This is a genomic window from Enterobacter cloacae complex sp. FDA-CDC-AR_0132 (genome assembly GCF_003010695.1).
GTDB lineage: Bacteria > Pseudomonadota > Gammaproteobacteria > Enterobacterales > Enterobacteriaceae > Enterobacter > Enterobacter ludwigii.
On the sequence record NZ_CP027618.1, the window covers coordinates 2500317 to 2513344 of the forward strand.

General features: G+C 54.4%; 15 protein-coding genes. 7 read left to right on the top strand and 8 right to left on the bottom strand.

Annotated elements, in window-relative coordinates; genetic code table 11:
- Positions 1-11: 11 nt before the first annotated feature.
- The 4 genes from accA (at position 12) to tilS (ending at position 5003) form a co-directional block, all read left to right on the top strand.
- Positions 12-971 carry an acetyl-CoA carboxylase carboxyl transferase subunit alpha gene (accA, locus tag AM379_RS12065; protein ID WP_014168716.1) on the top strand — a complete coding sequence of 320 codons (960 nt, stop codon included), beginning with the start codon at positions 12-14 and terminating at the stop codon, positions 969-971.
- A 100-nt stretch (positions 972-1071) separates the two neighbouring features.
- A complete protein-coding gene (locus AM379_RS12070; protein ID WP_014168717.1) occupies positions 1072-3204 on the top strand; it encodes a lysine decarboxylase LdcC in 2133 nt (710 codons plus the stop codon).
- 65 nt (positions 3205-3269) lie between these two features.
- Positions 3270-3659: a VOC family protein gene (locus AM379_RS12075; protein WP_014168718.1), complete on the top strand. Its 390-nt coding sequence runs from the start codon at positions 3270-3272 to the stop codon at positions 3657-3659.
- A 57-nt stretch (positions 3660-3716) separates the two neighbouring features.
- Entirely contained in the window at positions 3717-5003 is a 1287-nt protein-coding gene (tilS, locus tag AM379_RS12080; protein WP_032679645.1) for a tRNA lysidine(34) synthetase TilS, read from the top strand.
- Between the two features lie 28 nt (positions 5004-5031).
- Here tilS and rof read toward each other — a convergent pair whose 3' ends face one another.
- Positions 5032-5292 (bottom strand): Rho-binding antiterminator, encoded by a 261-nt coding sequence (gene rof, locus AM379_RS12085; protein WP_014168720.1) that lies wholly within the window; start codon positions 5290-5292, stop codon positions 5032-5034.
- On the bottom strand, positions 5279-5479 hold the full coding sequence (locus AM379_RS12090; protein WP_014168721.1) for a YaeP family protein: 201 nt from the start codon (positions 5477-5479) through the stop codon (positions 5279-5281). Before AM379_RS12090 ends, rof begins: the two co-directional genes overlap by 14 nt.
- A gap of 196 nt (positions 5480-5675) precedes the next feature.
- Here AM379_RS12090 and AM379_RS12095 point away from each other — a divergent pair, with 196 nt between their 5' ends.
- The 3 genes from AM379_RS12095 to nlpE are packed head-to-tail and all read left to right on the top strand — an operon-like array spanning position 5676 to position 7372.
- Positions 5676-6221: a YaeQ family protein gene (locus AM379_RS12095; protein ID WP_014168722.1), complete on the top strand. Its 546-nt coding sequence runs from the start codon at positions 5676-5678 to the stop codon at positions 6219-6221.
- Complete coding sequence (gene arfB / locus AM379_RS12100) at positions 6218-6640, top strand: alternative ribosome rescue aminoacyl-tRNA hydrolase ArfB (RefSeq protein WP_020882624.1); 423 nt, start codon at positions 6218-6220, stop codon at positions 6638-6640. Before AM379_RS12095 ends, arfB begins: the two co-directional genes overlap by 4 nt.
- A gap of 33 nt (positions 6641-6673) precedes the next feature.
- A complete protein-coding gene (gene nlpE, locus AM379_RS12105) occupies positions 6674-7372 on the top strand; it encodes an envelope stress response activation lipoprotein NlpE (RefSeq protein ID WP_014168724.1) in 699 nt (232 codons plus the stop codon).
- 53 nt (positions 7373-7425) lie between these two features.
- Here the strand turns inward: nlpE and proS are convergent, their stop codons facing one another.
- The 6 genes from proS to metN all read right to left on the bottom strand — a co-directional run bounded on the left by proS (position 7426) and on the right by metN (position 13002).
- Positions 7426-9144 (bottom strand): proline--tRNA ligase, encoded by a 1719-nt coding sequence (gene proS, locus AM379_RS12110; RefSeq protein WP_014168725.1) that lies wholly within the window; start codon positions 9142-9144, stop codon positions 7426-7428.
- A 112-nt stretch (positions 9145-9256) separates the two neighbouring features.
- A complete protein-coding gene (gene tsaA / locus AM379_RS12115; RefSeq protein WP_032679646.1) occupies positions 9257-9961 on the bottom strand; it encodes a tRNA (N6-threonylcarbamoyladenosine(37)-N6)-methyltransferase TrmO in 705 nt (234 codons plus the stop codon).
- Entirely contained in the window at positions 9958-10362 is a 405-nt protein-coding gene (rcsF, locus tag AM379_RS12120; RefSeq protein ID WP_014168727.1) for an Rcs stress response system protein RcsF, read from the bottom strand. Before rcsF ends, tsaA begins: the two co-directional genes overlap by 4 nt.
- Positions 10363-10468: 106 nt before the next feature.
- Positions 10469-11284 (bottom strand): methionine ABC transporter substrate-binding lipoprotein MetQ, encoded by an 816-nt coding sequence (gene metQ, locus AM379_RS12125; protein ID WP_014168729.1) that lies wholly within the window; start codon positions 11282-11284, stop codon positions 10469-10471.
- Between the two features lie 40 nt (positions 11285-11324).
- Positions 11325-11978: a methionine ABC transporter permease MetI gene (locus AM379_RS12130; RefSeq protein WP_014168730.1), complete on the bottom strand. Its 654-nt coding sequence runs from the start codon at positions 11976-11978 to the stop codon at positions 11325-11327.
- The gene (metN, locus tag AM379_RS12135; RefSeq protein WP_014168731.1) at positions 11971-13002 is read right to left on the bottom strand and encodes a methionine ABC transporter ATP-binding protein MetN; all 1032 of its coding nucleotides are present in this window, start codon (positions 13000-13002) and stop codon (positions 11971-11973) included. Before metN ends, AM379_RS12130 begins: the two co-directional genes overlap by 8 nt.
- Positions 13003-13028: the final 26 nt, after the last annotated feature.

The following is a 13028-nucleotide window of genomic DNA, read 5'->3' on the forward strand; positions in this document are numbered from 1 at the left end:
ACAGGAATACTATGAGTCTGAATTTCCTTGATTTCGAACAGCCGATTGCTGAGCTGGAAGCGAAAATCGATTCTCTGACAGCGGTAAGCCGTCAGGATGAAAAACTGGATATTAACATCGATGAAGAAGTGCATCGTCTGCGTGAGAAAAGCGTAGAACTGACGCGCAAAATCTTTGCCGATCTCGGCGCATGGCAGATCGCCCAGCTGGCGCGTCATCCACAGCGTCCGTACACCCTGGATTATGTCCGCCTGGCGTTTGACGAATTTGACGAACTGGCAGGCGATCGCGCTTACGCTGACGACAAAGCTATCGTCGGCGGCATCGCACGTCTGGACGGGCGCCCGGTGATGATCATTGGTCATCAGAAAGGTCGTGAAACCAAAGAGAAAATTCGCCGTAACTTTGGTATGCCGGCACCAGAAGGCTACCGTAAAGCCCTGCGTCTGATGGAGATGGCTGAGCGTTTCAAGATGCCAATCATCACCTTCATCGACACCCCGGGTGCGTATCCTGGCGTGGGCGCGGAAGAGCGTGGCCAGTCAGAAGCCATCGCACGCAACCTTCGCGAGATGTCTCGCCTGAAGGTGCCGGTCATCTGTACCGTTATCGGTGAAGGGGGTTCCGGTGGTGCGCTGGCGATTGGCGTGGGCGATAAAGTGAATATGCTGCAGTACAGCACCTATTCCGTTATCTCCCCGGAAGGTTGTGCCTCTATTCTGTGGAAGAGCGCCGATAAAGCGCCTCTGGCTGCAGAAGCGATGGGCATCATTGCCCCACGTCTGAAAGAGCTGAAGCTGATCGACTCCGTGATCCCTGAACCTCTGGGTGGCGCGCATCGTAAGCCGGAAGTGATGGCGGCTTCCCTGAAAGCGCAGCTGCTGGCAGACCTGGCGGACCTGGATGTCCTGAGCACAGAAGATCTGCTCAACCGTCGTTACCAGCGTCTGATGACCTACGGTTACGCGTAAGCTTCACAATTATCCTAAAAGCCGCACATTGTTGCGGCTTTTTTTATGCCTGCCGTTTACCTTAACTATGCTTAGCTAATGTTTTTCAAGGAGGTAAACCGTGAACATCATCGCCATTATGGGGCCGCACGGCGTCTTTTATAAAGACGAGCCCATTAAGGAGCTGGAGCACGCCCTTCAGTCCCGTGGGTACCAGCTGATTTGGCCGCACAATAGCGCCGACCTGCTGAAATTTATCGAGCACAACCCTCGCATCTGTGGCGTGATCTTCGACTGGGACGAGTACGACATGGAGTTGTGCAGCGATATCAATAAGCTGAACGAATATCTCCCGCTGTACGCTTTTATTAATACCCACTCGACAATGGACGTGAGCGCTCATGATATGCGAATGGCGCTGTGGTTCTTTGAATACTCACTCGGTGTCGCGGAAGATATTGCGACCCGTATTCAACAGTACACCGGTGAATATCTCGATAACATCACGCCACCGTTTACCCGCGCGCTGTTTACTTACGTCAAAGAAGGCAAATACACCTTCTGCACGCCAGGCCATATGGCAGGGACGGCCTATCAAAAAAGCCCGGTGGGTTGTTTGTTCTATGATTTCTTCGGGGGCAACACGCTCAAAGCGGACGTGTCGATTTCCGTCACTGAACTCGGATCGCTGCTCGATCACACCGGACCGCACCTGGAAGCTGAAGAATACATTGCCCGGACTTTTGGGGCCGAGCAGAGTTATATGGTGACCAACGGCACCTCGACATCAAACAAAATCGTCGGAATGTACGCCGCACCCGCCGGTAGCACCTTGCTGATTGACCGTAACTGCCACAAGTCGCTGGCTCATCTGCTGATGATGAGCGATGTCGTGCCGTTATGGCTCTCCCCGACGCGAAACGCGCTTGGGATCCTCGGCGGGATCCCGCGTCGTGAATTTAGCCACGCCGCGATTGAACATAAGGTCGCGGCGATCCCGGGGGCAAGCTGGCCGATCCATGCGGTCATCACTAACTCCACCTATGACGGTCTGCTCTATAACACCAACTGGATTAAGCAGACGCTGGATGTCCCGTCGATCCACTTTGACTCCGCGTGGGTGCCATACACCAACTTTCACCCGATTTACGCGGGAAAAAGCGGCATGAGCGGTGAGCGCGTGCCGGGCAAAGTGTTTTTCGAAACGCAGTCGACGCACAAAATGCTGGCCGCGTTTTCTCAGGCCTCGCTTATTCACATCAAAGGCGAGTACGACGAAGAGACGTTTAACGAAGCCTTTATGATGCACACCACCACCTCGCCAAGCTATCCGCTGGTGGCCTCTATTGAAACGGCGGCGGCAATGCTGCGCGGGAATCCGGGCAAGCGTCTGATCAATCGGTCTGTGGAGCGGGCGCTGCATTTCCGTAAAGAAGTCCAGCGGCTTAAAGATGAAGCAGACGGCTGGTTCTTCGATATCTGGCAACCCGAAGAGATTGATGAGGCCGAGTGCTGGCCTGTCTCACCTGGCGAGAGCTGGCACGGTTTTCGCGATGCCGACGCCGACCATATGTTCCTCGACCCGGTGAAGGTAACGATCCTGACTCCGGGGATGGACGAACAAGGCACGATGAGTGACGAAGGCATTCCTGCTGCTCTGGTGGCAAAATTCCTTGATGAACGTGGCGTAGTGGTGGAGAAAACCGGCCCGTATAACCTCTTGTTCCTGTTCAGTATTGGGATAGATAAAACCCGTGCGATGGGCTTATTGCGCGGACTGATGGAGTTTAAGCGCGCTTACGATCTCAACCTGCGGGTGAAAAATATGCTGCCGGATCTTTATGCTGAAGATCCTGACTTCTACCGCAATATGCGCATTCAGGATCTGGCTCAGGGGATCCATCGGCTGATCCGTCAGCACGATCTGCCGCGCCTGATGCTGCAGGCGTTTGACGTGCTGCCGGAGATGAAGTTGACCCCACACAAGGCCTGGCAACGTCAGGTGAAAGGGGAGGTTGAAACCGTTGAGCTGGAAAATCTGGTCGGGCGCGTGTCGGCTAACATGATCCTGCCTTATCCGCCGGGCGTACCGTTGTTGATGCCGGGGGAGATGATCACCGAAGAGAGTCGGGCGGTGCTCGATTTTCTGCTGATGCTCTGCTCAGTGGGGCGCCACTATCCGGGCTTTGAGACTGATATTCACGGGGCGAAGCGCGATGAGCAAGGGGTTTACTGGGTGCGAGTCCTAAAATAAGGGCGACAGCTTGCCAGGCCCGGGTTGTCGGTTGTAACGTTCAGGCATCATAAAAAGGAGAAGCTATGCTGGGTTTAAAACAGGTTCACCATATTGCGATCATTGCCACCGATTACGCAAAAAGTAAGGCCTTCTACTGCGATATTCTGGGCTTTACGTTGTTAAGCGAGGCGTATCGTGAGGAGCGTGACTCCTGGAAAGGCGATCTCGCTTTAAACGGGCAATATGTGATTGAGCTGTTCTCTTTTCCTTTTCCGCCAGCACGTCCGTCCCGCCCGGAAGCTTGCGGCCTGCGCCACCTTGCCTTTAGCGTCGACGACATTGATCGCGCCGTAAAACATCTGGAAACCCACGGCGTGAAGTGCGAAGCGATTCGTATCGACCCGTTCACCGACAAGCGTTTTACCTTTTTCAACGATCCGGATGGCCTTCCGCTGGAGCTTTACCAGCAGTAATTTCCACCCTGTGTGATAATGCCCGCTCAGTTCGGGCATTTTTATATGTGATTTTCTATGACCCTACCCGCGATTGCTCAAGCCGTTTCACCGTACCGCCAGCTGCTGGTGGGGTTTAGCGGTGGCCTGGATTCCACCGTTTTGCTCCACCGTCTCAAACTCTGGCGTGACAACGAGCCTGATATTCAGCTTCGGGCGATGCACATTCATCACGGGTTAAGCCCGCACGCGGATGCGTGGGTGGCACACTGCGAGGCGGTGTGTGCGGCATGGGCGATCCCGCTGACTGTTGAACGTGTACATCTCCAGGATGAGGGGCTGGGCATTGAGGCGCAGGCGCGTAAAGCACGCTATGCCGCTTTTGCCGCTGAATTACAGCCTGACGAAGCGCTGGTCACGGCGCAGCATCTCGATGACCAGTGCGAGACGTTATTACTGGCCCTCAAACGAGGAAGCGGCCCGGCGGGATTATCCGCGATGCCAGAACGGGCTGATTTCGCCGGATCGCACCTCCTTCGCCCACTGCTTGGCGAGACGCGAGCCTCGCTGGAAACGTGGGCACGGGAACACGAGCTGAGCTGGATTGAAGATGAAAGCAACCAGGATGACCGCTATGACCGTAACTTCCTGCGTCTGCGTGTCGTACCGCTTCTGAGCGAACGCTGGCCGCACTTTGCAGAAGCGGCAGCACGCAGCGCCATGCTGTGCGCTGAACAGGAGAGTCTGCTGGATGAGCTGCTGAGCGAAGAGCTGGCGGAACTGATTTCCGCGCAGGGATCGCTTACCATCGCACCGCTGGAAGCGATGAGCCCGGCGCGTCGGGCCGCATTGTTACGACGCTGGCTGGCCTCTCACGGTGCCGCTATGCCGTCGCGGGCAATGCTGGCTCGTTTCTGGGATGAAGTCGCCCTGGCGCGGGAAGATGCTACGCCGTGTGTGCACCTGAACGGTTTCGACGTCAGACGCTATAAAGGGGCGCTCTGGTGGGTTAAATCATCTCCCTCGCTCGCCGACAGGGTACTCGACTGGCCGTCGCTTGCGGAACCGCTGCTGTTGCCCTGTGATGCCGGTCGTGTGTCTTTGGTGCCAACCGGCCATGTACGTCTGCCTGAACCCGGGGAGCCGGTCACCGTGCGCTTTAAGGCGGGCGGTCTGCTGCATATTGTCGGGCGCAACGGAGGGCGGAAGCTGAAGAAAATCTGGCAGGAGAGCAATGTGCCGCCCTGGCGACGCGATACCACGCCGCTACTTTTCTACGGTGAAACGCTGATTGCTGCAGCAGGGGTATTCATTACGCAAGAGGGGTGGGCAGAAACGGGCATGCAGTTTGAGTGGAAAGCGTAACGGGCAGCCGGGCTGCCCGTTAGTGTCATCAGGATTCGCTCACCACAACGGTGCCGATTTGCGGGTGGCTGAAACTGGCAATTTTGTCCAGACGTAGCTCACGCGTCGCCCCGGCATCTTCCACTATCAGATATTCCACATTCTTTCGCGAAACCAGGTCGCTGGCTTTTGCCTTCAACACTTCGCCATCTTTTAACTCCAGCGTCAGTATTAAATGATGCTGGCAGGCGAGTTCGAGGTTGTCATAGTCATCACAATTGATGGGTTGATAAGTTTCATTCATTGACATAATCGCTCACCAGTAAATTCGCCGCAGCATACGCTGCTTTTTCCCTGACCGATTCTGAAAGGCCCTCATCAGAGGCCACTTCATTAAGCACTTTCAATACACAGCCCAACGCGTCCGGGACATACCCCAGATCTCCGCTGGCGATTTCCGCATACCGTTTGCGAATTAACTCACAATAATTATTCACATCCCCTCCCGCCAGCGCACTGACTTACTGTGAGATATCATTAAGCCTACGAAGATAAACTCGGTTTAGCAAGGTGACTATACCATACTCATTTAAGCAATATCAGCGCCTTGATAGCCGGTGAATGTTCACCCGGGAACAGCCTTTTTATTCCTTTTTCGCTACAATGTGCGCCTGATTCGAAAGGAGTTCTCTCATGGCGCTGAAAGCGACAATTTATAAAGCTGTGGTCAATGTGGCAGATCTTGACCGCAACCAGTTCCTGGATGCGTCACTCACTCTGGCACGCCACCCCTCTGAAACCCAGGAGCGCATGATGCTGCGCCTGCTGGCGTGGATAAAGTATGCTGACGAGCGTCTGCAATTTAGCCGTGGCTTAAGCGCTGAGGACGAGCCAGAGGCCTGGCTGCACAACGATCATCTGGGTATCGATTTATGGATTGAACTCGGTCTGCCGGATGAGCGCCGCATTAAAAAGGCCTGCACGCAGTCCGCTAACGTGGCGTTATTCGCGTATAATCAACGTGCTGCGGAAATCTGGTGGCAGCAAAGCAAGAGCAAGTGCGGGCAGTTTGCCAACCTTACCGTCTGGTATCTGGACGATGAGCAGCTGGCGAAGCTGAGCGAGTTTGCCAGCCGGACGATGGTCCTGCAGGCCACAATTCAGGACGGCGCTATCTGGCTTTCTGATTCTCAGAATAATCTGGAAATTCATTTGACGGCGTGGCAGCCAGCGCCATGATTGTCTTGTCCCGAAACGTTAGCATCCCTGACAATGAGCTGGAGATCACCGCCATCCGTGCTCAGGGGGCGGGTGGACAGCACGTTAACAAGGCTTCAACGGCTATCCATTTGCGCTTTGACATTCGGGCCTCCAGCCTGCCAGAGTATTACAAAGAAAGCCTGCTCGCTGCCAGCCATCATCTGATCACCAGTGATGGCGTGATTGTGATTAAAGCGCAGGAGTACCGCAGCCAGGAGTTGAACCGCGAAGCGGCGATTGCCAGACTGGTGTCGATGATTAAAGAACTAACGGCAGTGCAAAAAAGCCGTCGGGCAACGCGACCGACCCGCGCATCGAAAGAGCGTCGGCTATCGTCGAAGGCCCAAAAATCCACAGTGAAAGCACTACGCGGTAAAGTTCGTCGCCCTACGGAGTGACGAAAAGGAACACAATTTCATAAGGAATTCATTGTGAAAAAAGCATTATTGTCAGCGCTGGCAGTGAGTACGCTGTTTGCGCTTTTCGGGTGTAACAACCGTTCTGAAACGCAGGTCGTGCAGCCTGCGCAGAATGAAGAGTTAAAACCAATGCAGCAGAGCTGGCGCGGCGTTTTACCGTGTGCCGACTGCGAGGGCATTGAAACGTCACTGTTCCTGCAGAAAGACGGTACCTGGGTTATGAACCAGCGTTATCAGGGGGCGAAAGAACCATCTTCCTTTGCGAGCTACGGGACATGGGCGCGTACGGCTGAGAAGCTGGTACTGACGGATACCACCGGTGAGAAAACCTATTTCCGCGCCAAAGGTGAAGGGATGGAGATGCTCGACCGCGAAGGCAATCCGATTGAGTCCCAGTTCAACTATACGCTGGCCCCGGTGAAAGCGGCCCTGCCTGCAACGCCAATGCCAATGCGTGGGATGTATTTCTATATGGCGGATGCGGCGATCTTTACCGACTGCGCCACCGGCAAGAAAATCAGCGTGGCGAACAATGCGCAGCTGGAGCGTGATTACGCTGTTGCGCGTGGCAATGACAGCAAGCCAGTCCTGCTGACGGTAGATGGTCACTTTACGCTGGAGCCGAACCCGGACAGCGGAGAGCTGGTGAAAACGCTGGTGGCAGATAAAGACGCGAAGTTTGTTGCGGGCAAAGACTGTAACAGCAAATAAGCCGATATCGGCCCATTAAAAAACCCCGCCTGAGCGGGGTTTTTTGTTTAACGTTAACCTTTGATGGCTTTCACCAGGTAATCAAGAATGTCGCCAGTCTTGATCATCTGCTTTTCACCACTGCGACGGTATTTGTATTCAATGTCGTCGCTGTCGAGGTTACGGTCGCCGATGACTACGGTGTGCGGGATACCGATCAGTTCCATATCGGCAAACATCACGCCTGGACGCTCTTTACGGTCATCCATCAGCACTTCGATACCCTGAGCGCGCAGCTCGGAGTAAAGTTTTTCGGCCAGCTCCTGCACGCGGTAAGACTTGTGCATGTTCATTGGCAGAATAGCCACCTGGAACGGGGCGATATTGTCTGGCCAGACGATGCCACGTTCGTCGTAGTTTTGCTCAATGGCGGCTGCAACCACACGCGTCACACCGATACCGTAGCAACCCATGGTCAGGATCTGGTTGCGGCCATCTTCCCCCTGAACGGCGGCATTCAGCGCGCGGGAATATTTATCCCCCAGCTGGAAGATGTGGCCCACTTCGATACCGCGTTTGATCATCAGGGTGCCCTGGCCGTCCGGGCTTGGATCGCCTGCCACCACGTTACGGATATCAGCGACTTCCGGCGTCGCGACATCGCGATCCCAGTTGATGCCGAAGTAATGTTTACCGTCGATGTTAGCGCCAGCGGCGAAGTCGCTCATTGCGGCTACCGTACGGTCAATAACCACCGGAACCGGCATATTCACCGGGCCCAGAGAGCCAGGACCTGCGTTCACGACGGCACGGATTTCCGCTTCCGTTGCGAACGTCAGCGGGCTGGCAACCTGAGGCAGCTTCTCAGCTTTCACTTCGTTCAGTTCGTGATCGCCACGCACCAGCAGGGCAACCAGCGGGTACGCGCTACCTTCGGTGGATTTCACCAGCAGGGTTTTTACCGTTTTTTCGACGGGCAGGTTGAACTGCTCAACCAGCTCGGCAATGGTTTTTGCGTGAGGTGTATCAACCAGCGTCATCTCTTCGGTTGCAGCAGCACGTGGCGCTTTAGGGGCCAGCGCTTCTGCAAACTCGATGTTCGCGGCGTAATCAGAAGAGTCAGAGAAGATCACATCGTCTTCGCCGCTCTGAGCCAGAACCTGGAACTCATGAGACGCGCTTCCGCCGATAGAACCGGTATCAGCCTGCACAGCACGGAAATCCAGCCCCATACGGGAGAAGATTTTGCTGTAAGCCTCGTACATTTTGTCGTAGGTCTCTTGCAGCGATTCCTGAGACGTATGGAAAGAGTAAGCATCTTTCATCAGGAATTCGCGTGAGCGCATGACGCCGAAACGTGGGCGAACTTCATCACGGAACTTGGTCTGGATCTGGAAGAAGTTCAGCGGCAGCTGTTTGTAAGAGCTCAGCTCATTACGAATCAGGTCGGTAATGACTTCTTCATGCGTTGGGCCGAGGACGAATGGACGCTCGCCACGATCAACGAAACGCAGCAGCTCAGGGCCATATTGCTCCCAACGGCCGCTCTCCTGCCACAGGTCAGCGGGCTGAACCACAGGCATGGACACCTCGATAGCACCGGCGTTGTTCATCTCTTCACGCACGATGTTTTCGACTTTTTTCAGGACGCGCACGCCGGTCGGCAGCCAGGTATATAACCCGGAGGCCAGCTTGCGGATCATCCCGGCGCGCAGCATCAGCTGATGGCTGATCACTTCGGCGTCGGCAGGCGTCTCCTTCAGAGTGGAGAGCAGATATTGGCTAGTACGCATGTTGTTACGGTTCCATTTCGACGATTGGAACAGGCTGAAACACCAGCCTGAGACAAAAAAAGTGGTTTAGTTTACCAGTGTGGCAAAGATGCCAAAAGAGAGGAGGACAAAATTACCTTGGTTCAAGGGCAAACACTTCAAAACCTGCCCCGGTCACGCGCCAGCGAACGTTAAAATCCAGCAGCCAGACGGCGTAGGTTTTCCCGGCGTCCTCTTCTTTACGATAGGCCGGACGGGGGTCCTGAGCCAGCACTTCGGTGATAAAGTCACGAAGGCGGGGATAGCGTGTTTCCAGCTGCTCAAGCTGCGTGGTTATCTCAGCCGTGAAGTGAACAGGCATATCTGCCTGCGGTGCTTCCTGTGCATAGCTTGCGCGGGCGTCGGGTAACGCTTCGGCAAAGGGGAGATACGGCTTGATATCGATAACCGGCGTGCCATCAACCAGGTCAAGGCTGCCTAATTCCAGTATGACCTGATCCTTTTGACAGCGTATACCTTTCAGTTCGACCAGCGACATCCCGACAGGGTTTGGACGGAAGGTTGAGCGCGTCGCAAACACGCCCATCCTGGCGTTGCCTCCCAGGCGAGGAGGGCGTACGGTCGGACGCCAGCCACCTTCCATCGTCTGGTGAAACACAAACACAATCCATAAGTGGCTGAATGCTTCGAGCCCGCGTACGGCATCGGCCTGATTGTAGGGCGCGATCAAGTGAAGCTCGCCACCGCTGGTGACCAGACCTGGCTGGCGTGGCACGGCGAACTTCTCTTTATAGGGAGAGCGAATAACGCCTATCTGTTCGAACTGAAATGAACTCATTTCGCCGTAATGTTCAGCGCCGAGCCGATGCAAACCGCCTGACGGTAGCAACCCGGTGTTCCACTGGTCACTTCGCAGCTATGCAGCAGAACCGCGTTGGCTTTCATTTTTGCCGCGTTGATCTGCATGCGTTTACGCGCTGTTGGGATATTCGGTGGAGAGTCCTGATTGGTAGCCTGACAGGATTCGCCGCTTACTTCACCCAGTTCACGGAAAGGTTTACCCACGAGTTCGTCAGCTTTGGTAATAATGCGAACCGGCGCAGGGCGAGGCGCTTTCGGTTTTACGGGTTCTGCTTTTGGCGGGGTTGCCGTGCTTTGGACAGGTTCAACAGGAGATCTGCTTAGCATAGAACAGCCGCTCAGCATGAGTGCTAAAAGACAGATCGGTAAAGCACGCATAATAATTCCTCAATGGATAATCAAAACGTCAGATATTGAATCAGTTGACTGCACAAATGACAAGACGGGCATAAGCCCGTCTTGATGATATTACACTGAGGTGAGATTACCAGCCCTTAACAGCGCCGCCGTTAAACACTTTGTTGGCTTCCTGGTAAACTTCGTCAGACTGATAAGCCTGTACGAACTTCTTCACGTTTTCCGCATCTTTGTTGTCTTCGCGAGTCACGATCAGGTTTACATACGGGGAGTCTTTGTCTTCAACGAAGATACCGTCTTTCGCTGGCGTCAGGCCAATCTGGCTGGCGTACGTGGTGTTGATAACGGCCAGGGCAATCTGCGCGTCGTCGAGAGAACGTGGCAGCTGTGGGGCTTCCAGCTCAACGATTTTCAGATTTTTCGGGTTCTCGGTGACATCCAGAACGGTTGGCAGCAGGCCAACACCGTCTTTCAGTTTAATCAGGCCCACTTTCTGCAGCAGCAGCAGGGAACGGCCAAGGTTGGTTGGGTCGTTAGGGACGGCAACCTGAGAGCCTGGCTGCAGTTCGTCCAGAGATTTAATTTTCTTGGAGTAACCGGCAATAGGGTAAACAAAGGTGTTACCCACACCCACCAGTTTATAGCCGCGATCCTTGATCTGCTGATCCAGGTAAGGTTTGTGCTGGAAGGCGTTGGCGTCGATATCGCCTTTGCTCAGCGCTTCGTTCGGCAGAACGTAATCGTTAAAGGTCACCAGCTCAACGTCCAGACCATACTTCTCTTTCGCGACTTTCTGCGCGACTTCAGCAACCTGCTGTTCTGCACCCACGATAACGCCCACTTTGATGTGGTTTGGATCTTTTTCGTCCTGACCGCAACCCACCAGTGCCAGAGAGCCGATCAGCGCGCCTACCGCTGCAAAGGTCTTTAATTTAAACGCCATGTTATATCCTTAACTCGTCGAGTTTGTGTTGTGTGTAACGTTATTTGTGAGTAACAGTCCGGACGATGCGATCGCCAGAGAACTGGATTAAGTAAACCAGCACAACCAGCAATACCAGAACGGTATTCATTACGGTAGCGTTATAACCAATATAGCCGTACTGGTAGCCAATCTGGCCTAAACCGCCGGCGCCAACGGCACCGCCCATCGCGGAATAACCCACCAGAGTAATCAACGTAATGGTTGCCGCATTCACCAGCCCTGGCAGCGCTTCAGGTAGCAGGACTTTACGCACGATCTGCATTGGCGTTGCCCCCATCGCGCGGGAAGCCTCGATCAAACCGGTCGGAATTTCCAGCAGGGCGTTTTCCACCATACGGGCGATAAACGGCGCAGCTCCTACGGTCAGCGGAACGATGGCTGCCTGCAAACCGATAGACGTTCCCACGATCACACGGGTAAATGGAATCATCCACACCAGCAGAATAATGAACGGGATAGAACGGAAGATATTCACCAGTGCAGACAGGGTGCGATACAGCTTCGCGTTCTCAATGATTTGTCCCGGGCGCGTCACATACAACAGCACGCCGACCGGCAGACCAATCACAAAACCAAAGAAGCCTGATACAAAGGTCATTGCCAGCGTTTCCCAAACGCCGCGAACCAGCAGCCACATCATCGGCTCAGACATAACCCAGTACCTCTACTTTTACGTGATGTTCTTGCAGCCAGGCAATGGCCGCCTGGGTTTCTGCTTGTGTGCCGTGCATTTCCGTCAGCATGATGCCGAACTTCACGCCACCGGCGTAATCCATTTGCGCGCTGATGATGTTGTTATTCACATTAAAGCGGCGCGCGGTTTCGGACAGCAGCGGTGCATCGACGGACTGGCCAGTGAACTCCATACGCAGCATCGGGACGCTGTCCGCGGTCGATTCTGTTTTTAAACGCTCCAGATAATCTTCCGGAATATCCAGGTGCAGCGTGGACTGAATAAACTGTTGTGCCAGTGGGGTTTTCGGATGGGAAAACACTTCGCTGACCGTGTCTTGCTCAATCAACTCACCGTTGCTGATTACCGCGACGCAATCACAGATGCGTTTCACCACGTCCATTTCATGTGTAATAAGGAGAATGGTCAGGCCGAGGCGACGGTTGATGTCCTTCAGCAGCTCCAGAATGGAACGCGTAGTGGCGGGATCTAATGCGCTGGTGGCTTCATCGCACAGCAGCACTTTCGGGTTACTTGCCAGCGCGCGGGCAATGGCCACACGCTGTTTTTGTCCACCGGACAGGTTTGCCGGGTAGCTATCGTGTTTATCACCCAGTCCAACGAGATCCAGCAGTTCGGTTACGCGACGCTTAACTTCTTCTTTTGGCGTGTTGTCCAGTTCCAGCGGCAAGGCAACGTTGCCAAACACCGTACGGGAGGCCAGCAGGTTAAAGTGCTGGAAGATCATGCCAATCTGGCGGCGTGCTTTCGTCAGTTCTTTCTCTGAAAGGGCGGTCAGTTCCTGCCCGCCTACTTCTACACGACCCTGGGTTGGGCGCTCAAGCAGGTTAACACAACGGATCAGCGTACTTTTACCTGCACCCGATGCGCCAATGACGCCATAAATTTGACCAGCAGGAACATGCAGGCTGACATTGTTCAGCGCCTGAATGGTTCGGTTCCCCTGCTGGAACACTTTGGTGATATTGGAAAGTTTAATCATTAGATTATTTTTATCGTATGTAAGTT